This is a genomic window from Telluria sp. GW821-FHT07G12, from assembly GCF_059418525.1.
This window is the reverse complement of the sequence record NZ_JBWKQA010000001.1, coordinates 1585651-1612484: the sequence shown is the minus strand read 5'-3', so window position 1 is coordinate 1612484 and position 26834 is coordinate 1585651. Positions and strand designations below refer to the sequence as shown.

Here is a 26834-nt window from a genome sequence, read left to right as displayed (position 1 = left end):
TTTTTTGCACAGACAGTTCAGTTTCAGTAGACAGCAAGGTGCCGACAAATGGCAAAGCGTGATTTTTACGAGATCCTCGGGGTCGCGAAGACTGCGTCGGAAGACGAGATCAAGAAGTCCTATCGCAAGCTCGCGATGAAGTACCACCCCGACCGCAATCCTGACAACAAGGAAGCGGAGGAGAAGTTCAAGGAGGTCAAGGAAGCCTACGAGATGCTGACCAATCCGGAGAAACGCGAAGCGTACGACCGTTACGGTCACGCCGGCGTCGATCCGAACGGCGGCATGGGCGGTGGCTTCGGCGCCGGCGGCTTTGGCGATGCTTTCGGCGACATCTTCGGCGATATCTTCGGCGGTGGCCGCGGCCGCAGCTCGGGCCCGCAGGTCTACCGCGGCGCCGACCTGCGCTACAACCTCGAGATCACGCTGGAGCAGGCAGCCGCCGGCTTCGACACCACGATCCGCGTGCCGAGCTGGGACAAGTGCGACACCTGCCACGGCAGCGGCGCCAAGCCGGGCACGCAGCCGGTCACCTGCTCGACCTGCGCCGGCCACGGCCAGGTGCGCATGCAGCAGGGCTTCTTCTCGATCCAGCAGACCTGCCCGAAGTGCCACGGCAGCGGCAAGATCATTCCGGAACCCTGCGCAGCCTGCGGCGGCGCCGGACGCATCAAGCGCAACAAGACCCTGGAAGTCAAGATCCCGGCCGGTATCGACAACGGCATGCGGATCCGCTCCTCGGGCAACGGCGAGCCGGGCACCAACGGCGGGCCTCCGGGCGACCTGTATGTGGAGATCCACATCAAGCCGCACGAGGTGTTCCAGCGCGAAGGCGACGACCTGCATTGCGAAATGCCGATCTCGTTCACCAAGGCGGCGCTGGGCGGCGAGATCGAAGTGCCGACCCTGGGCGGCAAGGTGTCCTTCACCATCCCCGAAGGCACCCAGACCGGCAAGACCTTCCGCCTGAAAGGCAAGGGCGTGAAGGGCGTGCGCTCCGGCTACGCGGGCGACCTGTTCTGCCACGTCGTGGTCGAGACCCCGGTCAAGCTGACCGACAAGCAGAAAGACCTGCTGAAGGAATTCGAGCGCCTGACCAAGGAAGGCGGCGCCAAGCACAGCCCGCAAAGCAAGGGCTGGATGGACAAAGTGAAGGACTTCTTCGAGTAAGAGGTCCGCAGACCGCTGAACGGTGCGAGCCTTCAGCGGTTTTTTTTGCATTCACAGTTGACTTAAACGCAAGGTTGAATCAAATGCCTAATTCAAAACCCATTACCCGAGAACTGTTCGCCAAAAACCGCGCCTGGGCGGAATCGGTCGTCGCCAAGCAGCCCGATTTCTTCAAGTCGCTGGCCGCGCAGCAGGCCCCGGAATACATGTGGATCGGCTGCTCGGACAGCCGCGTGCCTGCGAACGAACTGCTGGGCATGATGCCGGGCGAGATGTTCGTCCATCGCAACGTGGCGAACGTGGTGGTGCACTCGGACCTGAACTCCCTGTCGGTGCTGCAGTTCGCCATCGATGTGCTCAAGGTGAAGCACGTCATCGTCTGCGGCCATTACGGCTGCGGCGGCGTGCATGCGGCCCTGACCGGACGCCGAGTCGGCCTGACCGACAACTGGCTGCGCCACGTGCAGGACGTCAAGCACAAGCATGGCCGTTACCTGGGCGAGATCGTGCAGCCCACCGACGCCCACGACCGCCTGGTCGAGCTGAACGTGGCCGAGCAGGTGATCAACTGCGCCCAGACCACGGTGGTGCAGGACGCCTGGGACCGCGGCCAGGAACTGACCCTCCACAGCTGGGTGTACGGCCTGAAGGACGGCCTGCTGCGCGACCTCGGCATGACCGTGTCCAGCGCCGAGGAACTGACGGAGAAATACGACGCGCTGCTGAAGCGCTACGCGGACGGCTGGACCCCGGCGTGAGCGATCTGCTGGAACTGCGCGAGCTGGTGCGCCAGTTCGTCGACGAGCGCGACTGGGACCAGTTCCATACGCCGAAGAACCTGGCGTCCGCGCTGACGGTGGAGGCGGCCGAGCTGCTGGAGCACTTCCAGTGGCTGAAGGACGGCCGCGCCGAGGAACTCGGGCCAGACAAGCTGGTCGAGGTGCGGCACGAAATGGCCGATGTGCTGGTGTATCTCGTGCGGCTGGCCGACAAGCTGGACGTCGACCTGCTGGCCGCGGTGCAGGAGAAGATGGTGCTCAACCGGGCCAAGTACCCGGCGGAGCTGGTGCGCGGGGATGCGCGCAAGTATTACGAGTACAAAAGCGACTAGCGATATTGCGTCTAGTCTGCCGCAGGGAGACTGCGCAGGCAGCTTCCCAGCTGTGCGCGTGTGAGGAATACCGAAGGCGCGCCCTGCACATAAGGGCCGACCTCGTAGGGATCGAAGGAGAAGGCGATCCCACTCGCGGTCGGCGTGAACTTCAGCCACTTTTGGGTGAGGGGCGCGTGTTTTTCCCATTCGTCCGCCCACGGCAGTTGTTGCGCATGTAGTTGCGCGACGATCGCCGCCGTCACCTTGGACACGCAGGCCTGGCCCGTATCCACGAACGCGTCCAGCCCGGCCGGCACCAGCCGTCCCTGGTTCACGCTGTACTGCCGGGTCGTCGAGCCCACGTTGCCATGCGGGGTCATGTAGTTGTATTCCCAGACCGAAGCACTCAGCGACAGCAGCGACTTCGACTTCCAGCGCACCTCGATCTGGTTCATGCATTCCAAATCTCCCGAACAGCTCCCTGCCTGTTCGCGTACCCAGGCATCGGCGTCGGCATCGCCCAATACCGGGAACCAGGCCGCAAACGTGAACCTGCGTTCAGGATTGCCCTCGCGCGCCTCGGGTGGCGCCGGCCGCTGCACGACGACGTAATCGTAGGCGATGGCGCGCTGCAGGGTAAACGCCATCTGTTTTTTCAGCTTGGCCGCGGTCCAGGTGCCGCTGCCCGACAACATGTCCGGCGCCAGCGCGATGGTGAAGCTTTCATCGGCCGGCACGCGTGAATCGGGTTGCACGAGCAGCTGTACCGGCTTACCGCTGCCTTCGACGCGGCGCAAGACCAGCACCCGGCCGGTGAAGCGCTTTGGATACCAGTAGTGCTCCGTAAAGGGCAGGGCGTCTTTCGGCACGCTGGAAGGGCGCTGATAGGCCAGCTGGATCTGGAAGCGGGTGCCGTCCTCGAAACGGCCGTCGTACAGGCCGCCGGCATGCCACTCGATGCGGTCGGGCGCCTTGAGAAAATCCTCGACGGGCGCGATGACATCCGCGTCGGCGCTGCCGAATGCCATGCAAAGGAACAGACTGGTGACGGCTTTTTTCATGCGCACGATTCAAATCCCGCCGAGGTAGTGCGTCAGCACCCCATCCGAACTCTCGATTCCGAGTATCCCCATCAGCCGCTCGAGCTCCATGCCGAAGTGCTCGCGTGCCTCGGTATCCTCCTCCCGCACGATCTCCAGCGATTCCTGGAACTGTTTCAACACCCAGAACTTGGTCGGATGCGCCTCGATCCCGGCCAGCAGGCGGGTCGTGAGGTCGTCCAGCACCACCGCCAGGCGCTCGCGTTCCGGCGACGGGTTCACGCCCGGCAGGTCGGCCAGCTTGGGGCCCTCGCGGAAGGCGCGTAGCTGCTCCAGGGTGCGCGGCACGATGAACAGCGGCGCATCCTGCACGAATTCGAAGGGGTCGTCGCCGAGCATGGTCACATGCCTCCCAGGCAGATGTACTTGATGACGAGGTAGTCGTCCATGCCGTACTTCGAGCCTTCGCGGCCCAGGCCGGACTGCTTCACGCCGCCGAAGGGCGCAACCTCGTTCGAGATCAGGCCGGTGTTCACACCCACCATGCCGGTCTCGATCTGCTCGGCCACGCGCCACACGCGGTTGATGTCGCGTGCGTAGAAATAGGAGGCCAGGCCGAATTCCGTGTCGTTGGCGAGGGCGATCACTTCTTCCTCGGTCTTGAATCGGAACAGCGGCGCCACCGGGCCGAAGGTTTCTTCTTCCGAAATCAGCATGGCCGGGGTCACGTCGGCCAGCACGGTCGGCTGGAAGAAGCTGTGGCCCAGCTCGTGACGTTTGCCGCCGAGCAGGAGGCGTGCGCCTTTCGACAGCGCGTCGGCGATGTGGTGCTCGACCTTGACGATGGCTTTGTCTTCGATCAGCGGGCCCTGGTTCACGCCCGGCTCCATGCCGTTGCCGACCTTGAGTCCCTTGACCTTCTCGGTGAAGCGGCGCGCGAATTCGTCGTAGACGCCGTCCTGCACGTAGATGCGGTTGGCGCACACGCAGGTCTGGCCGGCGTTGCGGTACTTCGAGGCGATCGCGCCTTCGACCGCGGCATCGAGATCGGCGTCGTCGAACACGATGAAGGAGGCATTGCCGCCCAGTTCCAGCGACAGCTTCTTGACGGTCGGCGCGCATTGTTCCATCAGTACGCGGCCGACGGCGGTCGAGCCGGTAAAGCTCAATTTACGCACGATTGGATTCGCGCACATCTCGGCGCCGATCGATTTCGCATCGCCGATCACCACCGAGAACACGCCTTTCGGCACGCCGGCGCGCTCGGCCAGCACGGCCAGGGCCAAGGCGGAATACGGGGTCAGTTCGGCGGGCTTCAGCACGATCGGGCAGCCGGCGGCCAGGGCCGGGGCCACCTTGCGGGTGATCATCGCGGCCGGGAAGTTCCAGGGCGTGATGGCGGCGCAGACGCCGATCGGTTCCTTGGTCACGATGATGCGGCGGTCGCGCGCCGGCGATTCCAGCACGTCGCCTTCGATGCGCTTGGCCTGCTCGCCGAACCATTCGAAGAAGGAGGCGGCGTAGGCGACTTCACCCTTGGCCTCGGCCAGCGGCTTGCCCTGTTCCGCAGTCATGATGGCGGCCAGGTCGTCCGCGTTTTCCAGCATCAGGTCGTTCCACTTGCGCAGGATGAGGGCGCGTTCGCGCGCGGTCGTCTTGCGCCATGCCGGCCAGGCGGCGTTCGCGGCCTCGATCGCGCGGCGGGTCTCCTGCGCGCCCATGTGCGGCACGGTGCCGAGCGCTTCGCCGGTGGCCGGATTGGTCACCGTCACCGTCTGGCCCTCGACGGCATCGCACCATTCGCCGTCGATATACGCCTGCTGGCGCAGCAGGGAAGGATCTTTCAGGTTCAGCATGGTGTCCTCGTGCTTGCTCGTATCAGAAGATAAAGATAGCACGCCACGCAACAGGCGGTTGTCGGCGTGAGAATGTATGTATTTTGCCGCTTGAGATTCTGGTAACTTTAGGAAATGATCCAATCTGACCTCTCCATCGCGCGTGCAGCGGGCTTTGCCGAATGCGCCATTGCGCTTCGGCGTGCGCTCACTACCACGCCGGTCGGATGGTTGCTCGCCGTATGGTTCTGCTGGGACCGTGTTCCATCGAGCTCGATTTTATCGTGGGTGGGAACGGCTGCCGTCGTGTGGGCTGGCAGCCTGCTGGTCTTGCAGCACATGATCGTCAAGGGTCCGAAGCTGGAACTGCACCGCAACCGCTTTCACTGGATCGCCGGACTGGATGGCTTGGCATGGGGCCTGATCGCGTGGTTCCTGATCGGCCATGACCCTGTGCTGGACGCCGTACTGATGGCGCTGCTGTGCGGCGTTACGTCCATCAATGCACAGGTTTATGGAACCTATGTATCGGCCTATTACTGGCAAATCGGTATGCTCTGGGGTACGTCCGTGCTCGGTTTGTTGCTGGTTACCGGCAGTCAAAGTGCGTTCGATTACGCTGCCGGTTTGAGCGTTTTTAGTGCTCTGACCGTCTACTACACGCGGGCGATCTCGAAGCGTTTGCTTGAAGGCATACGCCTGCAGCATGCCAATGCTTCACTGGCGTCTCAGCTGCGGTCGGCGCTGCAAAAGGTCGAGCTGGATGCCGCGACCGATGCGCTGACCGGGCACTGGAACCGCCGGGCACTGGATGACTTCCTCAAGCGCCAGAAAAGCTTTTCCATCCTCATGCTCGACATCGACTTTTTCAAAAGTATCAACGATGAATTCGGGCACCTGGTCGGCGACGATGTCTTGCGCGCTTTCGCGCAAAGGCTGCGCGAGTTCCTGCGCTCAGGCGACTTTTGTGCGCGCTTCGGCGGCGAGGAGTTCATCGTCGTCCTGCCGGAGACGACGCCGGTCGCGGCGCTGGAAGTCGCAGAGCGCATCCGAAAGGGGGTTGCGGAGCTCCCCCTGTTGAACAAGCCGAAAATACAGGCAACGGTGTCGATCGGTGTTGCAACAATGGAACAAGGGCAGAGTATCGGTGAACTTTTTGCCGCCGCCGACGCTGCCGTTTACCTTGCCAAAAATGGCGGGCGCAATCAGGTACGTTCGCATCTGGAAACAGAAATCCCGGTGCAGGCCACCGCCGCATAAAGCCGCCAGTGCCGGCAGAAACCGGTTCGTGTTGGCATCGTTTGCGAGTTGACGATAAGATTTTGTTATCGGTTTTGGCCCAGTTGATCTGGATTAACGGCCACTCGCATTCGGATCAGATTGCAGTATGATGGTTCGTGTGCGCCTCACTTCACAAGGTAGAGACCATGCGCCCGATCGTTATCGTCCCCGCTTGCACCCGCGATTTCGGAGAACATCCGTATCACGCGGCCCAGCACAAGTATGTCGACGCAGTCGTCATCGGCGCCGATTGCGCCCCCATGATCCTGCCATCGATGGGGGACAGGCTCGACCTGGAAACCATGCTCGAGCTGTGCGACGGCATCATGCTGACCGGCTCGGCGTCGAATGTGCATCCCAGCTATTACTCCGAGGAAGTACTCGATCCGACCCTGCCGCAGGATCCGGCGCGTGACGAAACCACGCTGCCGCTGATCCGCCAGGCGGTCAAGCGTGGCATCCCGATCATTGCGATCTGCCGGGGGTTCCAGGAAATGAATGTGGCGCTGGGCGGCAGCCTGTACCAGGCGGTGCAGACGGTGCCGGGTCACTTCGACCATCGCGAAAATCCCGAACTGGGCATGGACGAGCAGTATGGGGACGCGCACAAGATCAGGATCACGCCAGGCGGCATGCTGCATGGCATCCTGGGGGCGGAAGAAATTCCCGTCAATTCCCTGCATGGACAGGGCGTCCACGAACTCGCGGCTGGCCTGACGGTCGAAGCGGTAGCGGAGGACGGTCTGGTCGAGGCGTTTTCCGTTTCGACTTCGCCGGGCTTTACCCTGGCTTGCCAATGGCACCCGGAATGGCGCATCGCCCAGAATCCGTATTCGATGAAGATGTTCGGCGCCTTCGGCGACGCCTGCCGCGCCCGCTTTCAGTCCAAAAAACGGAAGAACTTATGACCGCCTATGAACAATGGGCGGCCCGTCCCGTCCCATAGCGTCCCTGTTCCGGCCAACCCGCACGCCGCGGGCTGCGTTTGCGCGCCCGCGACCAATCAACGAACAGAGGAATCATCATGGCTATCCGCGACAATTTTTCTTACAACGACATGGATGAGTGGCTCAACGGTAAACGAGTCACCGAAATCGAATGCCTGGTCCCCGACCTGACCGGTGTCGCCCGTGGAAAGATTTTGCCACGTGTAAAATTTACCGAAGACCGCGGCATGCGCCTGCCGGAAATCGTGCTGGGCATGACCGTGACCGGTAATTCGCCGGAAGACGATGTCGCCTTCGACCGCGCGATCTCGACCACCGACCGCGACATGATCCTGAAGGCCGACCCGGGCACGATCACGATGGTGCCCTGGGCCGTCGACCCGACCGCGCAAGTCATCCACGACTGTTATTTCTCCGACGGCCGCCTGGTCGACTTCGCCCCGCGCAGCGTGCTGCGGCGTGTGCTGAAGCTGTACGAACAGAAAGGCTGGAAGCCGCTGGTGGCGCCCGAGCTCGAGTTCTACCTGACGGCCAAGAACATCGACCCCGACCTGCCGCTGGCCGCGCCGATCGGCCGCAGCGGGCGTTCCGAAACCAGCCGCCAGGTCTACAGCATCGACGCCGTCAACGAATTCGACCCGCTGTTCGAGGACATCTACGATTACTGCGACATGATGGGCCTGGACGTGGATACGCTCATCCACGAGATCGGCGCCGGCCAGATGGAGATCAACTTCCAGCACGGCGAGCCGCTGGGGCTGGCCGATAAAGTCTTCTACTTCAAGCGCACCCTGCGCGAGGCCGCGCTCAAGCACGACATGTACGCCACCTTCATGGCCAAGCCGATGGCGGGCGAACCGGGTTCGGCGATGCACGTGCACCAGAGCGTGGTCGACGGCGAGAGCGGCCGCAACATCTTCAGCAACGAGGACGGCTCGCCTTCGGAGCTGTTCCGCTGGTACGTGGGCGGGCTGCAGAAGTACATGCCGTCGGCGATGGCGATCGTCGCGCCCTATGTGAACTCCTACCGCCGCATCGTGCGCCGCACCGCCGCGCCGATCAACCTGCAGTGGGGCGTCGACAACCGCACGGTCGGCATCCGCGTGCCGGTGTCGGGCTCGCAGGACCGCCGCGTCGAGAACCGCGTGATCGGCGCCGACGCCAATCCGTATCTGGCACTGGCCGTCACGCTGGCCTGCGGCTACCTCGGCATCCAGGAACAGCTGGAGCCGACCCCGATGGTCGAGGGCAGCGCCTACAAGATGGCCGTCGAACTGCCGCAAGGCCTGCCGGAAGCATTGAGCCTGCTGCGCAAGGAAGACCGCCTGCGCGACATCCTGGGCGAGCGCTTCATCGACGTCTATTCGGCGGTGAAGGAACTCGAGCACCAGGAATTCATGACCGTGATCAGCCCGTGGGAGCGCGAGCACCTGCTGCTGCATGTATGACAATGGGAGTCCAACATGGCAAGCGATATCATTGCGGGCGACGTGCTCGCGCCGGTCCTGGAGGTCGATACACCAGGCTCTGAAGCATCAAGCTTCGATACACGCGCACTGCAGGAGCTCGACAGCGCGCACTACCTGCATCCCTTCACCGACCACGGCGCGCTGCGCGACCGCGGCGCGCGCGTGATGGTGCGCGGGGACGGCATCTATTTATGGGATTCGGAAGGGCGCAAGCTCATCGACGGCATGTCGGGCCTGTGGTGCGTGAACGTCGGCTACGGGCGCGCGAGCATGACCGCCGCCGTGGCCAGGCAGATGGACACGCTGCCTTTCTATAACAGCTTCTTCAACACGACCAATGTGCCGGCGGTGATGCTGGCGGCGCAGCTGGTCGAACTGGCGCCGCCGGGTTTCAAGCACGTGTTCTTCACCGGCTCCGGCTCGGAAGCCAACGACACCATCGTGCGCATGGTGTGGCGCTACTGGCAGCTGATGGGGCAGCCCCAGCGCCAGGCCATCATCAGCCGCCGCAACGCCTACCACGGCAGCACCGTGGCCGGGGCCTCGCTGGGCGGCATGTCGGGCATGCACGAGCAGGGCGCGCTGCCGATTCCGGGCATCCACCACATCGACCAGCCCAGCTTTGCCGAGCATGGACGCGGCATGAGCGAAGCCGAATTTGGCCTGCGCGCGGCCGGCTGGCTGGAAGAAAAGATCCTCGAGCTGGGGCCGGAAACGGTCGCCGCCTTCATCGGCGAACCGGTGCAGGGTGCCGGCGGCGTGATCATCCCGCCGCCGACCTACTGGCCCGAAATCCAGCGCATCTGCGACAAGTACGGCGTGCTGCTGGTGTCCGACGAAGTGATCTGCGGCTTCGGCCGCCTGGGCACCTGGTTCGGCTCCCAGCTGATGGGCGCGCGGCCCGACCTGATCGCCTTTGCGAAGGGCGTGACCTCGGGCTATGTGCCGCTGGGCGGCGTGCTGGTTGGCGCGCGCGTGGCGCACGCGCTGGTCGAGAAGGGCGGCGACTTCAATCACGGCTTCACCTACTCGGGCCACCCGGTCGCCTGCGCGGCGGCGCTGGAGAACCTGCGCATCATGATCGAAGAACGCCTGGTCGAGCGCGTGGCGCTGGAGACCGGTCCGCACCTGAGGACGGCCTTCGGGGCGCTGGCCTCGCACCCGCTGGTCGGTCACGCGGAGAGCATGGGCATGACGGCGGGGCTGAACCTGGTGCGGCGCAAGGGGACCACGCTGCACGACTGCGAGGCCTTCCCGCGCGAGCTGGCGGTGGGGATGGTGTGCCGCGCCCACATGTTCGACAACGGGGTGATCATGCGGGCGGTGGGCGACAGGATGATCGTGGCGCCGCCGCTGGTGATGACGACGGCGCAGATCGATGAGATGGTGGAGCGGATTCGCTACTGTCTCGATCTGACGCTGAAAGACGTGCAGACGAAAGGCTGGATGTAACGTGGGCACGGGGTGCCCACCCTACGTATCCATTTGCGGCACCGTAGGGTGGGCACCCCGTGCCCACGCGTGACCTTAAACGCTCAACGCGGTCTTGTGCGGCTCATGCCGATTCTTGAGCACCTGCGGCGCCAGCGAACCGACGAACATGCCGATGAAGCCTGCCAGCAGGCCGGCCAGCTGGCCCGGGAAGTGCTCGCCCAGCGAGGAGATCTGCGGGAAGAACACGACCCAGGTGGCGATGCCGGCAGCGATCGACAGGATCGCGCCCTGGGTGGTGGCGCGCTTCCAGTACAGGCCCATCACCAGCGGCACGAAGGCGCCGACCAGGGTCACCTGGTAAGCCGAGGACACCAGTTCGTAGATCGAGGTGCCCTTCATCGCGATCGCATAGGACAGCACCAGCGCCGCGAACACGACGATGGTCACGCGCATGGCGAACAGCTGCTGGCGGTCGCTCATGCCCGGGCGCAGGTTCTTGAGGATGTTCTCGGTGAAACTGGTGGACGGCGCCAGCAGCGTGGCCGAGGAAGTGCTCTTGATGGCCGACAGCAGGGCGCCGAAGAACAGGATCTGCATAATCAGCGGCATCTTGGTCATCACAAAGGTCGGCAGCACGCGCTGGTAGTCGCTCTTGGCCAGTTCCATCGCATCGTTGCCCATCACGATCACGGCGCAGGCGACGATGAACATCGGCACGAAGGCGAACAGGATGTAGCTGGCGCCGCCAATCATGGCGCCGGCGCGCGCGGTGGGCGCGTTCTTGGCCGACATCACGCGCTGGAACACGTCCTGCTGCGGAATCGAGCCCAGCATCATGGTCACGGCAGCGCCGACGAAGAAGGCGATGTCGGTGAACTTCGCCTGCGGCAGGAAATTCCACAGGTCCTTCTGCTGGACCATGTGCAGCACGTTGCCGGTGCCGCCGGCCAGCTCCGACGAGAACACGGCGATGATGGACATGCCCACCACCAGCACGATCATCTGGATGAAGTCCGTAATCGCCACCGCCAGGAAGCCGCCCACGACCACGTAGATCAGCACGGCCAGGGTGCCGACGATCATGCCGGCGGTCTCGGACATGGCGCCGCCGGTCAGCACCGAGAACACCAGGCCCAGCGCCGTGATCTGCGCCGCCACCCAGCCGAGATACGACAAGATGATCGCGACCGAGCAGAACACCTCGATGCCCTTGCCGTAGCGCGCGCGGTAGTAGTCGCCAATCGTGAGCAGGTTCAGTTTATACAGGCGGGCAGCGAAGAACAGGCCGACCAGGATCAGGCAGGTGCCGGCGCCGAAGGGGTCTTCCACCAGGCCGTTCAGGCCGCCCTGCACGAACCTGGCGGGAATGCCCATCACGGTCTCGGCGCCGAACCAGGTGGCGAAGGTGGTGGTGATCACCATGATCAGCGGCAGGCTGCGGCCGGCCACGGCGAAGTCGGACGTATTCTTGATCCTCGTGCCGGCCCACATGCCCAGGCCCAGGGTGCCCAGCAGGTAGAGCACGACAGACGTAATCAGGATGGTATTCACAGTATCAGTGCTCCGGGCGATGTTGAAAACCTCGATAAACCTACTGCGCGTCGCATTTTTGGCCTGCGATGCTCGCTGTACTAAAGTACAGCTGCGCTTCTCTGCCAAAACTACTTCCGCTCGCTACGGTTTCTCGATGCTTTCAGGAATTTCGGGCTGGAAAAATTCGCGATTATAGCGGCATAAATCGGCGATGGGATCGATTTTGTTTGCTAGTATCGGCTCGACAACGTCAATGCATCCAGAAGGAGACATTATGGCTGCGGAATCCTGGCATGAACGTTCCAAAACGGTGCAGATCGATGGCCGGGCGGTGGTCGACGGCAAGCGTGTCGACGCTGTCGCCGGCGCCCGTTTCGACTGTATCTCACCCATCGACGGACGCAAGCTCGGCGAAGTCGCGCGCTGCACCGAGTCCGACGTCGACCTGGCCGTGCACAGCGCCCGCGCCGCCTTCGAAGACGGCCGCTGGTCCGCCAAGGCCCCCGCCGAGCGCAAGCGCGTGCTGATCCGTTTTGCCGACCTGATGCTGGCGAACAGGGACGAGCTGGCCCTGCTGGAAACCCTCGACATGGGCAAGCCGATCCGCTACAGCCGCAGCGTGGACGTGCAGCTGGCCCAGAACTGCATCCGCTGGTACGGCGAGGCGATCGACAAGCTCTACGACGAAGTGGCGCCCACCGCGCAGGACAGCCTGGCGCTCATCACGCGCGAGCCGGTGGGCGTGGTGGCCGCGATCATCCCCTGGAATTACCCGATGCTGATGGCGGCCTGGAAGATCGGCCCGGCCCTCGCCGCCGGCAACAGCCTGGTCCTGAAACCCTCGGAAAAGGCGCCGCTGACATCGCTGCGCCTGGCCGAGCTGGCGCTCGAAGCCGGCGTGCCGGAAGGCGTCTTCAACGTCCTGCCCGGCTACGGCGACGAAGCTGGCAAGGCCCTCGGCCTGCACATGGACGTCGACTGCATCGCCTTCACGGGTTCCACCCGCGTCGGCAAGCAGATCCTGCAGATGGCGGGCCAGTCGAATCTGAAACGCGCCTGGACTGAGCTGGGCGGCAAATCGGCGAACATCGTCTGCGCCGATTGCCCGGACCTGGATGCGGCGGTGGCCGGCGCGATCGGCTCGATCTACTTCAACCAGGGCGAGAGCTGCAATGCGCCTTCGCGTCTGTTCGTCGAGGAATCGATCCGGGAAGCCTTCCTGGATAAAGCGCTGGCCCTGATGCCGAACTACGCGCCGGGCGATCCGCTCGACCCCGACACCGTGATGGGCGCCATCGTCGACGCGACGCAAATGAAGACGGTGCTCGGTTATATCGAGGACGGCAAGGCTGCCGGCGCGCGCCTGCTCGCGGGCGGACGCGCGGCGCGCGCGGAGACGGGCGGCTTGTATATCGAACCGACGCTGTTCGATGGCGTCGACGGCTCGATGCGGATTGCGCGCGAGGAGATCTTCGGGCCGGTGCTGTCCGTGCTGTCCTTTACCGATCTGGATGAGGCGGTGCGGCAGGCGAACAGCACGCCCTACGGTTTGGCGGCGGCGGTGTGGACGGCGGACATGAGCAAGGCGATCCGCACGGCGCGCAGGCTGCGGGCGGGGACTGTGCACGTGAACCAGTACGACAACGACGACATTACCGTGCCCTTCGGCGGCTACAAGCAGTCGGGGAACGGGCGCGATAAATCGCTGCACGCCTTCGACAAGTACACGGAGTTGAAGACGACGTGGATCCAGGTCTGACTAGATCGCCATCTCGCGCAGCACTTTCGAAGCCTCCCGGCTCGCCGTCAGCACCGTCCCATCGCGCATCTGGATCACCAGCTGCGACTGCTCATCCGCCCGCATCGAATCGACGAAATCAAGGTTCACCAGCGCCGAGCGGTGCACGCGGATAAAGCGGGCTGGGTCCAGCTGCACCTCCAGTTCGGAGATCCCGATCCTCACCAGGAAGGTCTGCCCGCGCGCGGCGATGGCTGTGTACTTCGAATCTGCCTTCAGGTATTCGATCTCGTTCAGCGACAGCGGGAAGATGCGTCCGCGGTCGCGCACCAGGATGCGTTCCAGGCGTGCCGGCGCGCGTTGGGTCGCCTGCTCCAGGGCGGCGTCGACGATGGCGCGCGGTGGCGCGGGCGACTCCAGCAGGCGCGCCACGGCGGCATCGAAGCGGGCGCGCGTAAAGGGCTTCAACAGGTAGTCGACCGCGTTCAGCTCGAAAGCCGTCACCGCGTACTGGTCGTAGGCGGTGGTGAACACGATGGCGGGCGTGCAGCTCAGGCGGCGCAGCACTTCCAGGCCCGTCATCTCGGGCATCTGGATGTCCATGAAGACGACATCCGGGCGGATGCGCTCGATCTGCTCCAGTGCGCTGGCGCCGTCGCCGGCTTCGCCCGCCAGGCGCAGGGCGGGGTGGGCGTAGATGGCGTCGCGCAGCACGTCGCGGGCCAGCGGCTCGTCCTCGGCGATGAATACGGTTTTGGTGTCCAATCGAAGCTCTCTCAGGCAGGTTGCAGCGGAATCGACATCGTGACCATGAAGCCGGCGCCGGGCGCGGTGGCGATCGCCAGGCCGCCCTGGTCGCCGTATTCGAGCTGCAGGCGGCGCTCGACGGTGCGGATGCCGAGGCCATTCGACTGCTTGACGGTGGCGAGGTCGGCGCCGGGACCGTCGTCGTCCACGGTCATGGTGAGCAGCCGCGCCGCATCGTCGACGCGGGTGCGGATGCGCAGCAGGCCCGGGCGGCTGTGCGGATTGAAGGCGTGCTTGATGCTGTTCTCGACCAGGGGCTGCAGCGACAGCGCGGGCAGCGGCAGTCCGGCCGCGTCATCGTCGAGCTCCCACTCGATCTTCAGGCGCGGCCCCAGGCGCAGGCTTTCCAGCTCGAGGTAGTCGCGCACGAAGCGCAGCTCGTCCTCCAGGGTCACGCGGTCGCTGCCGCTCTTTTCCGTGTCAAGCACGTAGCGCAGCATGTCGGAGAACTGGAAGAGGGCGGTCTCGGCGGCCTCGGGATTACGGCGCGTCAGCGCGATGATGGAGTGCAGGGTGTTGAACAGGAAGTGCGGGTTCAGCTTGTTGCGCAGCGCGTTCAGTTCGGACGCGACCAGCAGGGTGTGGGCTTGCTGGATGGCGATGGCCTGGCGCTGCCGGGCGTTGCTCATGCGGACCGTCTGGAAGATCGCGGCGATCACGACGTAGGTCATGATGCTGTACAAGACCGGCCAGACATACCAGGACAAGGGCCGCGCCGTCGAGATCATCAAGGACAGCAGCCAGTAGGAGCCGATGCCGTAGGCCGAAGCGCCAAGCGCGTGGATCAGGAAGACCTGCGCCATCGGCAATCGCTTGCGCTCCATCCAGCCGCTGAGCGGCCATATCAGGGCGAGGACGAAGGCCTGGGGCGCGCTCCAGAGGATATCGCCGCTGTCACGCCAATTGAAGCGGCCGTGCCGCAATTCTTCCAGTTGCACGACGAAGACCAGCATGGACAGATAGACGGTCCAGCCCAGGGCGTACAGGCGCCACATGCGGCCGGTCGGGATATCGTGGTGTGTGGTGAGTTCCATAACAGAAAGTATGGCGCAGAACCGGGGCGCTGGGGATGGCGATGACGCCAACTGCGGGTTTCGTGCAACGAATTGCGGGATCGGAACGCGGGTCATTGGCGCGCAGCAGCTTCGGGGCCGGTGCTATATTCGGCTACAGCGGGGCAAGCGGGGAGTTTGATGGCTGAGTCAAGCAGTGGCGACATGCGCGCTTTTCTGCGCGAACACAACATCCACGAGGTCGAGTGCGTCATCGCGGACATGACCGGCATCGCCCGCGGCAAGATCCTCCCAAAAGACCTGTTCCTCTCCGGCGAACACATGCGCCTGCCGAAGAGCGTGCTGCTGAACACCGTCCACGGTGAGCAGCCGAACAACATGCCCTACGTGGGGCCGATGGACCCCGACATGGTCTGCGTGCCGGACCCGGCCACGATCCGCGTCGTACCTTGGGCCACCGAGCGGGTCGCCTGCGTGATCCACGATTGCCAGAATTTCGACGGCAGCCCGGTCGCCCTCGCGCCGCGCTCCGTGCTGCGCCGCGTGCTGGAGAAGTACCGCGAGCGCGGCTGGAAGCCGGTAGTGGCGCCCGAGATGGAGTTCTACCTGGTCGCGCGCAACCTGAACCCGCACGAACCCCTGAGCCCGCCCACCGGTCGCAGCGGCTTCACGGAGCAGGGCCGGCAATCCTATTCGATCGACGCCGTCAACGACTTCGATCCCTTCTTTCTCGAATTGTCCGCGTTCTGCAAGCAGCACGAGCTGGGCGTCGAGACGCTGATCCACGAAGCCGGCGCCGGCCAGATGGAAATCAATTTTACGCACGGCGATGCGCTCGAGCTGGCCGACCGCGTCTTCCTGTTCAAGCGCGCGGTGCGCGAGACGGCCCTGCGCCATGGGATCTTCGCCACCTTCATGGCCAAGCCGATGGAGACCGAGCCGGGCAGCGCCATGCACGTGCATCAGAGCGTGGTGGAGGTCGCCACGGGACGCAACATCTTCTCGAATGAGGACGGCAGCGCAAGCACGCTGTTCCGTCAATTCATCGGCGGGCTGGAAAAATACGTGCCGCCGGCGACCTTATTATTCGCGCCCCATGTCAATTCCTTCCGCCGCCTGTCGCGCTTCCAGTCGGCGCCGATGAATGTGCACTGGGGCTACGACAACCGCACCTGCGGCATCCGCGTGCCGAATTCCACGCCCCTCAACCGCCGGGTCGAGAACCGCGTGCCGGGCGTGGACGTGAATCCCTATCTGGCGATGGCGGCGACCCTGGCCTGCGGCTATCTGGGCATGACGGAGGGCTTGCAGCCGGCCCCGCCGACGTCGGAAAGCGCGGAGCACGTGCATGGCGAGCTGCCGCGCAACCTGGAGGATGCGATCCTGCAGCTGCGCGGCTGCCCGGCTTTGGCGGAGATGCTGGGGCCGCTGTTCGTGGAGGCCTTCTGCGAGGTGAAGGAGCTGGAGTTTGCGACGTTTTCGCGGGTGATCAGCAGCTGGGAGCGGGAACATTTGATGCTGCTGGTCTGATCCTTATACGCAGGGCAGCGTTATGGTGAGCCTGGTATGCCCATCCCCCGTATCCATGGTCGCCCCGCCACCCTGTACCTCGGCCATCAAGCGTATCGAATACGTTCCCAGGCCAGATCCATCTTCCTTATCGGCCGTCGCATACTTCTCGAAGAAGCGCCCGCGCATGGTCAGCGGCACCTCTCCCTCGTTGTCGATCACCACATGCAGGCTGCCATAGCCCGGCGACACATCGACCTTGATGACGCCGCCTTCCGGCGAAGCCTCGGCCGCGTTCTTGAAAGCGTTCGAGAACATCGAGTAGCACAGCAGCGGCTCGCCCAGGCAGACCGTGTCGCTGGGCGCGGCAAAGCGGATGTCGATGTCGTTCGGCGCGAACGCAAGCCGGGTCTGCTGGGCCACGCGGTCGAGCAGGGCGCCGAGGTCGAAGGCCTGCAGCGCCGGCTGGTACTCGCCCTTTTCCATGCGGTAGATGTCGAGCGTGCGGTTGATCATCTCGAGGGCGTTATTCGCCGCCATCTCGATCATGCGCGCGTGCTCGAGCTGGCTGTCGGTCAGCTCGCTGTCCTGCAAGGCCTGGCTGCCGTGCAGCGCGACGGCCAGCGGACTTTTCAGGTCATGGCGGGTCATGCGCTCGACGTCCTCGCGCAGGTGGGCGTTCTCCACCAGCAGCGCGTTCTGGCGCTGCAGATCGGCGGTGGCCGCAGCCAGGGTCAGGTGGGTCGCGATGCGCGCCTTCAGGATGGTCGGGTCGGCCGGCTTGGACACGTAGTCGACCGCGCCCAGGCGCAGGCCGCCCACCACGTCGTCGACGGCGTCCTTCGCCGACAGGAAGATGATCGGGAGGCCGGCCGTCTTCGGGTTCGCCTTCAGCTCGCGGCAGGTTTCGAAGCCGTCCATCACCGGCATCATGATGTCGAGCAGGATCAGGTCGACCTGGAAGCTGTTGACGATCTCGATCGCCTTGCGGCCGCTGATCGCCACCTTGATCGCGTACTCGTCCTTCAGCGCGCCGGCCAGGATCTCGATATTCGTCGGCACGTCGTCGACGATCAGCACCGTGCTTTTCTTGATGCGCTCGGCCAGCGGCTGCTGCAGGCCGATCACGTGGGCGCCGGTGTCCGGCGGCGCAGCCAGCGGTGCCGGGGCAGCCGGGGCTTGAGCCGGCGCCGGTGCAGGGGCGGGCCTTGCGGGAGCGGCCGCGCGCTGGAAGGGCGAGGGCGGCGCCTCCTGCGGCGAGCCGATCATCGCCATGAACTTGCTGGCGAAGCTGTGTACCGTGAAGGGTTTGATCATGTAGGCGCTGACGCCGGCCTGCAGCGCACTGCGCACCGAGGCCGGGTTCGACTCGGCGGTCAGCATCATGTACGGGGTCTTGGCGTAGCGCGAGTCCTTGCGCATCCAGCCCAGCAGCTCGATGCCGCTCATGATCGGCATGCTCCAGTCGCCGATCACGACGTCGATATGCTGCTTGCGCATGAGGTCCTGCGCGGTCTTGCCGTTCTCGGCCTGGAAGATGTTGATGAAGCCGAGTTCCGTGAGCACCTGGCGCACCGCGGTGCGGATCAGCAGGTAGTCGTCGACAATGAGAATCGAGGCAGACTTGTCCATGATTTTTATATCTTTTTCTATTGGCCGAGTGTAACAACGAAACCGCTGCCAACCAACTGGCAAGGCAGGATTTGTTGTCAATATGCGTAAGGAATACGCGTGTAAATGCCAGATATTTGCAGGTATTTGCCGGTTTATTCGTAAACGTGTAAATTACACGCATGGAATAAGCGAGGACAGGCATGCAGTTAGCGGAAGAACGCCGGCAACAGATCGTCGACATGGTCGACCAACAGGGCAAGGTGCTGGCGGCCGAGCTGGCGCTGCGCTTCCAGACCTCCGAGGACACGATCCGGCGCGACTTGCGCGAACTCGACGCGGCCGGCCTGCTGCGCCGCGTGCACGGCGGTGCGATGCGCCGGACTCGGGCCGAGCCCAGCTTCGGCCAGCGCGTCGACGATGCCGGCGCGCGCAAGGCCATGCTGGCGCAGGCGCTGTGCGAAGCCGTGCGCCCCGGAGACACCGTGCTGGTCGACGCCGGCACCACCAACCTGGCCTTCGCCCGCCTGCTCGAAGACGGCCGCGCCGCCGCCATCATTACCAACAGCCCACAGATCGCGCTGGCGCTGGGCGAGCTGCGCAAGACCAGGGTCATTCTGCTGGGCGGGATCTATGCCGGCCACGCCGGCGTCGTGCTGGGCGCCCACACCGTCGACGAAATCCGCAGGCTGCGCGTGAACCTGGCCGTGGTCGGCGTCTGCAGCGTCGAAGCCGACCGCGGGCTGGGCGCCAGCGACGCCGAGGAAGCCGCGGTCAAGCAGGCCATGTTGGCCGCCGCCAGCCGTCGCGTGGTGGCGGTCCTCAACGAGCGCCTTGAAGCGCCGGCGCCTTTCCTGATCGCTCCCTTGGGCGAAGTCGACCAGCTGGTGCTGGAAGCCGCCTGCCCGCCCGAGGTGCTGGAGCGCCTGCGCCAGGCCGACCCCACCCCCGACATCAAGCTCGCAGCGAAAGTCAAACCATGAAACCGGCCGAGAATCTCCACCCTGCCACCGCCAGTACCGTCAACAGGGCGCGCTGGGCCATCTCCCTCATCTTCCTGCTGAACGGCGCCTCGATCGGCCTGTGGGCCGCCCACGTGCCGGTGGTGCAGGCGCGTGCCGGCATCGATACCGGCGTGCTCGGCTTGCTGCTGCTGACCATCGCCGGCGGCGCGCTCTCCTGCATGCCGCTGTCCGGCTGGCTGGCCGGGCGCTGGGGCACGCGTCCCGTGGTGCTGGCCAGCGCCGGCCTGCTGTCCGTGACCACGGCGCTGCTGATGAACATTGGCGGGCTGGTGCCGCTGTTCCTGGCGGCCTATGCCTTCGGCGCCAGCAATGGCGTGCTGGACGTGTCCATGAACGCCAACGCCAGCGAGGTCGAAGCCGCGCGCGGCGTGCCGACCATGTCGTCCTTCCACGGCTTCTTCAGCCTAGGCGGGCTGCTCGGCGCCGCGCTGGGCGGGGTGCTGATCGGCGCCGGCCTGGGCGACGGCCGCGGCGCGCTGATGGCGGGCGTGGCGATTGCCATCGCCGTTGCCGTGTGCGCGCCCTTCGTGCTGAAGGTGGCGCCGGCGCCGCACGAGAGCCACTTTGCGCTGCCGCGCGGACCGGCGCTGTTTCTTGGCCTGCTTGGGCTGCTGTGCTTCGCCGTCGAGGGCGCGCTGGTGGACTGGAGCGCGTTGCTGCTGCGGGAGCGCACGGAGGCCGATCCCGCATCCGCGGCGCTGGGCTATTCGGCGTTTTCGATCGCGATGGCGGCCTGCCGCTTCGCGGGCGACCGCCTGGTGCTGCGCTTAGGCGCGATGCGGATCATGGTTGCGGGCGGCCTGGGCATGTTCTGCGGCCTGATGCTGGCGGTGCTCAGCACCCACTTCGTGCTGTCGGCCTGCGGCTTTGCGCTGATCGGCCTGTCGGCGGCCAACGTGGTGCCGCTGATCTTCTCGGCTGCCGCGCGCACGCCGGGCATGTCGGCCGGCGGCGGCCTGGCGACGGTGGCGACCCTTGGTTATGCCGGGTTGCTGCTGGCGCCGCCCCTGCTCGGGTCGATTGCGGCGCACACGAATATCGCGGTGGCGCTCGGCATCCTGTCGATATCGGGGATCGTGATCGCGGCGAATGCGCGGGTGGTGAAAGGGTGATGTGTGCGTGGACACGGGGTGCCCACCCTACCGCAAACGTATCGTAGGGTGGGCTCCCCGAGCCCACGCAGCAAATCTACCTGTATTCGCGCAGCACGGTATAACCGCTGCCATCCCCGGTCTTCGATTCGACCAGCGTGTAGTGATCGATCGCCCAGTCGATCGAGGGGCCGCTCGCGGGAACGTCCGCCCCGCGCGCCCGCCGCGCCATGGTCACATGCGGCCGGTACTCGCGCGTCTCCGCCTGCAGCCCGACACCAGGCAAGGCCGCCGATAAAGCCGCATGTAAATCGAGAAGCTCCAAAGGCGCAGAAGAAGGAGAGAGTACCGCAATCCCGTTATGCCACAACTCCGCCACGCCCAGCTGCAGCCGGAACGGAGAAAAGGGCACGGCCAGGCCATCCAGCAGCGCAGGCAGGGAATCGCTGGGCTGGTTGCCGAGGAAGTGCAGGGTCATGTGCAGCTTGTCGGTGTGGACCGGCGAGGCGCCGCGCGGCCAGTTCCACAGGTCGCGCCATTCGCGCAGCTGCTCGCGCACGGCCGCATCGGGCCAGAGCGCCAGGAAGAGACGGGTGGACGAAGAAGTCTCCATGACCACCCTCCAAGCTCAGAAGCAGTGTTCCGGCGCCGGGAAGCTGCCGTCCTTCACCGCCGTCACATAGGCGGACACCGCGGCGTCGATGCTGGTCTGGCCTTCCATGAAGTTCTTCACGAAGCGCGCCTTGCGGCCCGGGAAGACGCCCAGCAGGTCGTGCATCACCAGCACCTGGCCGGAGCAGTCCGGACCGGCGCCGATGCCGATGGTCGGCACCTGCAGCATGTCGGTCACTTCCTTGCCCAGCGCCGCCGGCACCGCTTCCAGCAGCACGATGGCCGCGCCGGCATCCTGCAGCGCCTGCGCGTCGCGCTTGAGCTGGTCGGCGCCTTCGCTGGTCTTGCCCTGCACCTTGTAGCCGCCCAGCTGGTGGACGAATTGCGGGGTCAGGCCGATGTGGGCGCATACCGGAATGCCGCGTTCGACCAGGAAGTGCACGGTCTCGGCCAGCCAGGCGCCACCTTCGATCTTGATCATCTGGGCGCCGGCGCGCATCAGGATCGCGCAGCTGTCGTAGGCCTGCTCCTTGGTGCCGTAGCTGCCGAAGGGCAGGTCGGCCAGCACCAGTGCGTTCTTGCGGCCGCGGACCACGGACGCAGTGTGGTAGGCGACGTCGGCCACCGTCACCGGCAGGGTCGAATCGTAGCCGGCGCAGACCATGCCGAGCGAATCGCCGATCAGCAGGATCTCGACGCCGCAGCGGTCCATCAGCGAGGCGAAGCTGGCGTCGTAGCAGGTGAGCATGGCGATCTTCTGGCCGGCGGCACGCATGGCGCGCAGCGACGGAATGGTCACGGCCATGGCCACAGGTTTGGCCGGCGCTGCGACCGGCGCCTGCGCACCGTTATCCGTACCCGGTGCCGCCATGTCCTTGCCCTGCAAATATCCGCTCATGTTTTTCCTTTGTAAATCGTAAAAAGCCACTGTCGGCAGTCGATGGTCTGCCGACGGCGTAGTGTAATGCCGGCACAAACTTTTTGCCCGACGGCGATCGCTTGGATGAACCAGTACAATGCAAAGCCCTCGTTCAAGCACCCGCCATGTTACAACTTCCGCTATCTCCTGTCGTCGTATGGCCCATTGCCCTGCTTTCCACTGCCGGTGTACTTGTCAGGCCGTTCCGGCTGGCGGAAGCGTGGTGGGCCATGCTGGGCGCGGTGCTCTTGCTGATCACCGGGCAGGTGGACCTGGCGGAGCTGGCGCGCGCGGTAGGGAAAGGCACGGACGTCTATCTGTTCCTGATCGGAATGATGCTGATTGCCGAAATGGCGCGTACCACCGGCTTGTTCGACTGGATCGCAGCGCATGCAGTGGGCTGGGCCAAGGGTTCGGCCAGGCGGCTGTTCTGCATCGTGTATGCGGTCGGCATCGTCGTGACGACCTTCATGTCCAACGATGCCACCGCGGTCGTGCTGACGCCCGCCGTACTGGCAGCCGCGCGGGCTGCACGGCTCGAACGTCCACTTCCTCACCTGTTCGCCTGCGCCCTGATTGCCAATGCCGCAAGCTTTGTCCTGCCGGTTTCCAATCCCGCCAACCTGGTGGTGTACGCCAACCGGATGCCGGCGCTGCTGGACTGGTTCGGCCTGTTCCTGCTGCCCTCAAGCATCGCGATTACCGTCACTTTCGCCGCCTTATACTGGACCCAGCGAGGCGATCTGACACTGCGCTTGAGCGATGAAGCCGCGCTCCCACCCCTGTCGCGGGACGCAAAAATCGTGGCATTCGGGATTGTGCTGATGGCCGCGCTGCTGCTGACGGCGTCGGCCCGCGGGATCGACCTGGGCTGGCCCAGCTTCGCGGCTGGGGTCCTCACGTTTGCGGTCGTTTTCCTGCGCGCGCGCCCGACAGCGCTGACCGCTGCGCGCGACATGTCCTGGTCGGTCCTGCCATTGGTGGCGGGGCTGTTCGTGCTGGTGGAAGCGCTGTCCAAGATCGGCGTTGCGGATGCGCTGGCAAGGATGCTGGCGCAACTGCAGGCCACGGCGCCGCAGTGGAGCGTCTGGGGGGCCGGGATTGCAACGGCCCTCGTCTCGAATATCGCGAACAATCTGCCCGCTGGACTGATCGCCGGCGCGACCATGGCCGCGAATCACGCGGCGTCGAACGTGACTGCCGCTACCCTCATCGGCATCAATCTCGGCCCCAATCTGTCGGTCACCGGGTCTCTGGCGACCGTCCTGTGGCTTACCGTCCTGCGCCGCGAAGGCATCGAGGTCGGCTTTGTCCAGTTCCTGAAAGTCGGCGCGGTCGTGATGCCGCTTGCGCTGCTGCCCTGCCTCTACGCCGTATCGTTCGGCTGAGTCTAGCGCAGCCGTTCGATGGCCTGCTCCGCAACCAAGGGCAGCAGGTCTGCAACACGGCCGCGGCCGGGGATCTCGAGCCCGGGCGCCAGCTCCGCCAGCGGCGCCAGCACGAAGGCGCGCTCGTGCATGCGCGGGTGGGGCACAAGGAGAGCAGGAGCGTCAGCGATGACCTCGTCGTGATACAACAGGAGGTCGAGGTCGAGCGTGCGTGGGGCGTTATGGTAGGGGCGTTCGCGGCCGTGGGCCTGCTCGATGCCGTGCAGCGCGGCCAGCAATGCACGGGCGCTCAGCGAGGTGTCGATTTCGGCCACGGCGTTGACGTAATCGTCGCCCGAGGAATCGATGGGCGCGGTGCGGTACAGCGAGGACGCGCGCAGCAGGCGCACGCCCGGCACCCAGGCCAGGCGGTCGAGCGCGTCGAGGACGTTTGCATGCGCATCGCCCAGGTTGGCGCCGATGCCGACCCAGGCGCTCATTCGCCGTCCGGACCCGATGCGGCTTGCTGCGCGCCGGCATCCAGCTGGCCTACGCCTTCGTCACCGGTCTTGCGCGGACCGCGGCGGCGCGGGCGCTTCTTCTTGTCGCCGCCCTGCGGTTCGCGGGCGGTGTTGATCAGGCGTTCGCGCTCGTTGACGTCGGCGCCGTAGAAGGTGGCCCACCAGTTGCCCAGCTCCGCATCGAGTTCGCCCGATTCGCAGCGCAGCAGCAGGAAGTCGAAGCCGGCGCGGAAGCGCGGGTGCTCGAGCAGCTTGTAGGGCGACTTACCGGTGCGGCGTTCGAAGCGCGGCTGCATGGCCCAGATGTCGCGCATGTCGGTGGCGATGCGGCGCTGCAGAGCCAGCGAGTCGGTCTGGTTGTCGAGCACGTCGTCGGCGGCCAGGTGCAGGGCCGGGATCGGCGCTTCGCCGGCGGCGCGGTAGGCGTTCCACTTTTCCAGCACCTGGTGCCACAGCAGGGAGGCGAACAGGAAGCCGGCGGAGACGCCCTTGCCGGCGCGGACGCGGGCGTCGGTCGATTCCAGCGCCAGGGTCACGAACTTCATGCCGATCGGCTGTTCCAGCACCACGTCCAGCAGCGGCAGCAGGCCGTGATGCAGGCCGGCGGCGCGCAGCTCCTTCAGGCAGGCCAGCGAATGGCCAGACTGCAGGAGTTTCAGCATCTCGTCGAATACGCGCGCGGCCGGCACGTTGTTGATCAGGGGCGCCATCACCGGGATCGGCGCGCGGGTGGCCGGCTCGATCGTGAACTGCAGCTTGGCGGCAAAGCGCACCACGCGCAGCATGCGCACCGGGTCTTCGCGGTAGCGCGCTTCCGGCTGGCCGATGATGCGCAGGACCTTGTCGCGGATGTCCTGGATGCCGCCATGGTAGTCGAGCACCGACTGCGTGGCCGGGTCGTAGTACATGGCGTTGATGGTGAAGTCGCGGCGTTCCGCGTCTTCGTGCTGCGGGCCGAAGTTATTGTCGCGCAGGACCCGGCCGTGTTCGTCCTTCGGCGCGTTGTTGTTGACGGCGTTGCCGCGGAAGGTGGTCACCTCCAGCAGCTCCTGGCCGAACATCACGTGCACGATCTGGAAGCGGCGGCCGATGATGAAGGCGCGCCGGAACAGTTTTTTCACTTCTTCCGGGGTGGCGTCGGTGGCGATGTCGAAGTCTTTCGGCTTCACGCCCAGCAGCAGGTCGCGCACGGCGCCGCCGACCACGAAGGCCTTGAAGCCGGCTTCCTGCAGGGTCTGGGTGACGCGCACCGCATTGGAGGAGAGCAGCTTCGGGTCGATGCCATGCTCGTCGGCGCCGAGGATCACGGGCTGGGTGGGATCGCGCTCGTCTTTCACGCCAAGGATCTTGCGGATGAATTTTTTAATCATTGAACAGATGGAGTAAAGGCCAGCCTTGGGCGGTCGCGTGTTCGGCCAGTTTGGCGCTCGGATTGGTCGCCACCGGATGCGAGACGACGGACAGCAGCGGGATGTCGTTGTGCGAATCGCTGTAGAAGTAACTGCGCTCGAAGCCGCCAAAGGGCTTGCCCAGGCTTTCGAGCCAGGCGTGCATGTGGACGACCTTGCCGTGGCCTTGGGTCGGCGTGCCGAGCAGCTTGCCGGTCGGGTGGCCGCGTTCGTCCAGGTGCGGGCGCGCCGCGATCAGGTGTTCCACGTTCAGCGCGCGCGCGATCGGCGCCGTCAGCCAGCCGTTGGTGGCGGTGATGATGGCGACCAGGTCGCCGGCATCTAGATGGCGCTTCAGCAGCTCGACTGCCTTTGGCCGGATCGCCGGCTCGATCACGTCGCGCATGTACTGCGCGTGCAGGTCCTGCAAGTGGCCGGGTTCGAAGCCGGCCAAGGTGCCGAGGGCGAATTCCAGGTACTCGACCGGGTCGAGGGTGCCGGCCTGATACTGGGCGAAAAATTCTTCGTTGCGGCGCTGGTAGGCGTCGCAATCCACGACCTTGTTCCGTACCAGAAACTGGCCCCACTCGAAGTCGGAGTCGATCGGCAGCAGCGTATGGTCGAGGTCAAACAGCGCGAGATTGCTCATTCTTTTAAATCGTTTTGCGGGTTTCCCTGCAGCAGCAGGTCACGCAACAGGGGCAGCGTGACCGGGCGCTGGGTCTCGAGCGAATACTGGTCGAGGGCGTCCAGCATGGTCGACAGGGAGCGCATGTCGCGCTTGAAATGGGACAGCAAATAGGGTAACACGCTGGCCGACAGCGTCAAACCGCGCGCCTCGGCGGCCTGGGTCAGGGCGGCGATCTTCTCGTCGTCCGACAGGCCGTGGATCTGGTACACCAGGCCCCACCCCATGCGGGTACGCAGGTCTTCGCGCACCGGCAGCACCGCCGGCGGCACCGGGCCCGCGCAGACCATGTAGGCGCCGTGTTCGCGCACCTGGTTGAACAGGGCGAAGGCGTCGATCTGGCGCTTGGGCGACAGGCGGTTAATGTCGTCGACCAGGTACAGGCTGACGTCCGGTGAATACACGAAGGCCTTCGCGCCGGCATCGGCTGCGATGTAGCGCGAGCCGGGCGTGGCGGCCAGGCCGTGCAGGATGTGGGTCTTGCCGGCGCCGGTTTCGGCCCAGAGGTAGCAGAAATGCTCGCGCGAGGCGCGTTGCGCGAACTGGTGCATCAAGTGCGCCATTTCGGCATTCGCTCCTATTTGAAAGGTGTCGAGGCTTTGCGCCGGTTCGGCCGCGCCTAAATCGAGCACCAGCTGTTTCATGGCTTGCATCTCATCCGGGCAGAGGGAAAAAAGGCATCTTCTTCTTGTTATTGCTAAAATAGCGGATTGACCAGTTGGCCGTTCCCGGCAGTGACGCGG

At 65.0% G+C, this 26834-nt stretch carries 25 protein-coding genes; 12 read left to right on the top strand and 13 right to left on the bottom strand.

All coding sequences use genetic code 11. The features are described 5' to 3' along the window. Nucleotides 1-48: 48 nt before the first annotated feature. The 3 genes from dnaJ (at nucleotide 49) to AC07PE_RS07435 (ending at nucleotide 2281) form a co-directional block, all read left to right on the top strand. The gene (gene dnaJ / locus AC07PE_RS07445; RefSeq protein WP_498762755.1) at nucleotides 49-1170 is read left to right on the top strand and encodes a molecular chaperone DnaJ; all 1122 of its coding nucleotides are present in this window, start codon (nucleotides 49-51) and stop codon (nucleotides 1168-1170) included. A gap of 83 nt (nucleotides 1171-1253) precedes the next feature. Further along, entirely contained in the window at nucleotides 1254-1928 is a 675-nt protein-coding gene (gene can / locus AC07PE_RS07440; RefSeq protein WP_498762754.1) for a carbonate dehydratase, read from the top strand. Continuing rightward, on the top strand, nucleotides 1925-2281 hold the full coding sequence (locus AC07PE_RS07435) for a nucleotide pyrophosphohydrolase (RefSeq protein WP_498762753.1): 357 nt from the start codon (nucleotides 1925-1927) through the stop codon (nucleotides 2279-2281). The genes can and AC07PE_RS07435 overlap by 4 nt, the downstream gene beginning before the upstream one ends. 11 nt (nucleotides 2282-2292) lie before the next feature. On the opposite strand, the gene AC07PE_RS07430 is transcribed toward AC07PE_RS07435, so the two are convergent. Genes AC07PE_RS07430 through AC07PE_RS07420 form a run of 3 tightly spaced genes read right to left on the bottom strand, consistent with a single transcriptional unit; the run spans nucleotide 2293 to nucleotide 5159 of the window. Beyond that, nucleotides 2293-3324 (bottom strand): RsiV family protein, encoded by a 1032-nt coding sequence (locus AC07PE_RS07430; protein WP_498762752.1) that lies wholly within the window; start codon nucleotides 3322-3324, stop codon nucleotides 2293-2295. A 9-nt stretch (nucleotides 3325-3333) separates the two neighbouring features. After that, a complete protein-coding gene (locus tag AC07PE_RS07425) occupies nucleotides 3334-3702 on the bottom strand; it encodes a DUF4844 domain-containing protein (protein WP_498762751.1) in 369 nt (122 codons plus the stop codon). A gap of 2 nt (nucleotides 3703-3704) precedes the next feature. Further along, nucleotides 3705-5159 carry an NAD-dependent succinate-semialdehyde dehydrogenase gene (locus tag AC07PE_RS07420; protein ID WP_498762750.1) on the bottom strand — a complete coding sequence of 485 codons (1455 nt, stop codon included), beginning with the start codon at nucleotides 5157-5159 and terminating at the stop codon, nucleotides 3705-3707. Between the two features lie 114 nt (nucleotides 5160-5273). Between AC07PE_RS07420 and AC07PE_RS07415 the strand changes: the two genes are divergently transcribed. The 4 genes from AC07PE_RS07415 to AC07PE_RS07400 all read left to right on the top strand — a co-directional run bounded on the left by AC07PE_RS07415 (nucleotide 5274) and on the right by AC07PE_RS07400 (nucleotide 10287). Next, the gene (locus tag AC07PE_RS07415) at nucleotides 5274-6398 is read left to right on the top strand and encodes a GGDEF domain-containing protein (RefSeq protein WP_498762749.1); all 1125 of its coding nucleotides are present in this window, start codon (nucleotides 5274-5276) and stop codon (nucleotides 6396-6398) included. Nucleotides 6399-6565: 167 nt separating this feature from the next. Then, the gene (locus AC07PE_RS07410) at nucleotides 6566-7327 is read left to right on the top strand and encodes a gamma-glutamyl-gamma-aminobutyrate hydrolase family protein (protein ID WP_498762748.1); all 762 of its coding nucleotides are present in this window, start codon (nucleotides 6566-6568) and stop codon (nucleotides 7325-7327) included. Between the two features lie 116 nt (nucleotides 7328-7443). Then, on the top strand, nucleotides 7444-8814 hold the full coding sequence (locus AC07PE_RS07405) for a glutamine synthetase family protein (RefSeq protein WP_498762747.1): 1371 nt from the start codon (nucleotides 7444-7446) through the stop codon (nucleotides 8812-8814). Between the two features lie 15 nt (nucleotides 8815-8829). Next, complete coding sequence (locus AC07PE_RS07400) at nucleotides 8830-10287, top strand: aspartate aminotransferase family protein (RefSeq protein ID WP_498762746.1); 1458 nt, start codon at nucleotides 8830-8832, stop codon at nucleotides 10285-10287. 75 nt (nucleotides 10288-10362) lie between these two features. Here AC07PE_RS07400 and AC07PE_RS07395 read toward each other — a convergent pair whose 3' ends face one another. Further along, nucleotides 10363-11820, bottom strand: coding sequence for a high affinity choline transporter 1 (locus AC07PE_RS07395; protein WP_498762745.1), 1458 nt, complete (start codon nucleotides 11818-11820; stop codon nucleotides 10363-10365). Nucleotides 11821-12076: 256 nt separating this feature from the next. Between AC07PE_RS07395 and AC07PE_RS07390 the strand changes: the two genes are divergently transcribed. Beyond that, nucleotides 12077-13561 (top strand): aldehyde dehydrogenase, encoded by a 1485-nt coding sequence (locus tag AC07PE_RS07390; protein ID WP_498762744.1) that lies wholly within the window; start codon nucleotides 12077-12079, stop codon nucleotides 13559-13561. Here AC07PE_RS07390 and AC07PE_RS07385 read toward each other — a convergent pair whose 3' ends face one another. Next, nucleotides 13562-14305: a LytR/AlgR family response regulator transcription factor gene (locus AC07PE_RS07385; protein WP_498762743.1), complete on the bottom strand. Its 744-nt coding sequence runs from the start codon at nucleotides 14303-14305 to the stop codon at nucleotides 13562-13564. 11 nt (nucleotides 14306-14316) lie between these two features. Further along, entirely contained in the window at nucleotides 14317-15381 is a 1065-nt protein-coding gene (locus AC07PE_RS07380) for a sensor histidine kinase (RefSeq protein WP_498762742.1), read from the bottom strand. A 183-nt stretch (nucleotides 15382-15564) separates the two neighbouring features. Between AC07PE_RS07380 and AC07PE_RS07375 the strand changes: the two genes are divergently transcribed. Then, nucleotides 15565-16890, top strand: coding sequence for a glutamine synthetase family protein (locus tag AC07PE_RS07375; protein ID WP_498762741.1), 1326 nt, complete (start codon nucleotides 15565-15567; stop codon nucleotides 16888-16890). 3 nt (nucleotides 16891-16893) lie between these two features. On the opposite strand, the gene AC07PE_RS07370 is transcribed toward AC07PE_RS07375, so the two are convergent. Further along, nucleotides 16894-18501, bottom strand: a complete 1608-nt coding sequence (locus AC07PE_RS07370; RefSeq protein WP_498762740.1) for a response regulator — start codon at nucleotides 18499-18501, stop codon at nucleotides 16894-16896. Nucleotides 18502-18683: 182 nt separating this feature from the next. On the opposite strand from AC07PE_RS07370, the gene AC07PE_RS07365 reads away from it, so the two are divergent. Together AC07PE_RS07365 and AC07PE_RS07360 are read left to right on the top strand one after the other, a co-directional pair. Continuing rightward, nucleotides 18684-19463 carry a DeoR/GlpR family DNA-binding transcription regulator gene (locus AC07PE_RS07365; RefSeq protein WP_498762739.1) on the top strand — a complete coding sequence of 260 codons (780 nt, stop codon included), beginning with the start codon at nucleotides 18684-18686 and terminating at the stop codon, nucleotides 19461-19463. After that, the gene (locus AC07PE_RS07360) at nucleotides 19460-20617 is read left to right on the top strand and encodes an MFS transporter (protein WP_498762738.1); all 1158 of its coding nucleotides are present in this window, start codon (nucleotides 19460-19462) and stop codon (nucleotides 20615-20617) included. The genes AC07PE_RS07365 and AC07PE_RS07360 overlap by 4 nt, the downstream gene beginning before the upstream one ends. Before the next feature lie 76 nt (nucleotides 20618-20693). Here AC07PE_RS07360 and thpR read toward each other — a convergent pair whose 3' ends face one another. Both thpR and panB read right to left on the bottom strand, forming a co-directional pair. Further along, nucleotides 20694-21209 (bottom strand): RNA 2',3'-cyclic phosphodiesterase, encoded by a 516-nt coding sequence (gene thpR / locus AC07PE_RS07355; protein ID WP_498762737.1) that lies wholly within the window; start codon nucleotides 21207-21209, stop codon nucleotides 20694-20696. Nucleotides 21210-21224: 15 nt separating this feature from the next. Then, the gene (gene panB / locus AC07PE_RS07350) at nucleotides 21225-22106 is read right to left on the bottom strand and encodes a 3-methyl-2-oxobutanoate hydroxymethyltransferase (protein WP_498762736.1); all 882 of its coding nucleotides are present in this window, start codon (nucleotides 22104-22106) and stop codon (nucleotides 21225-21227) included. Nucleotides 22107-22252: 146 nt separating this feature from the next. Here panB and AC07PE_RS07345 point away from each other — a divergent pair, with 146 nt between their 5' ends. Next, complete coding sequence (locus tag AC07PE_RS07345) at nucleotides 22253-23515, top strand: arsenic transporter (protein ID WP_498762735.1); 1263 nt, start codon at nucleotides 22253-22255, stop codon at nucleotides 23513-23515. A gap of 2 nt (nucleotides 23516-23517) precedes the next feature. Here AC07PE_RS07345 and folK read toward each other — a convergent pair whose 3' ends face one another. From folK to hda, 4 genes are read right to left on the bottom strand one after another with little or no spacing between them, the layout of a single operon-like run. Further along, complete coding sequence (folK, locus tag AC07PE_RS07340) at nucleotides 23518-23994, bottom strand: 2-amino-4-hydroxy-6-hydroxymethyldihydropteridine diphosphokinase (RefSeq protein WP_498762734.1); 477 nt, start codon at nucleotides 23992-23994, stop codon at nucleotides 23518-23520. Beyond that, a complete protein-coding gene (gene pcnB / locus AC07PE_RS07335) occupies nucleotides 23991-25385 on the bottom strand; it encodes a polynucleotide adenylyltransferase PcnB (RefSeq protein ID WP_498762733.1) in 1395 nt (464 codons plus the stop codon). The genes folK and pcnB overlap by 4 nt, the downstream gene beginning before the upstream one ends. Next, a complete protein-coding gene (locus AC07PE_RS07330; protein WP_498762732.1) occupies nucleotides 25378-26052 on the bottom strand; it encodes an HAD family hydrolase in 675 nt (224 codons plus the stop codon). Before AC07PE_RS07330 ends, pcnB begins: the two co-directional genes overlap by 8 nt. Continuing rightward, nucleotides 26049-26735, bottom strand: coding sequence for a DnaA regulatory inactivator Hda (gene hda, locus AC07PE_RS07325; protein ID WP_498763011.1), 687 nt, complete (start codon nucleotides 26733-26735; stop codon nucleotides 26049-26051). The genes AC07PE_RS07330 and hda overlap by 4 nt, the downstream gene beginning before the upstream one ends. Nucleotides 26736-26834 lie beyond the last annotated feature (99 nt).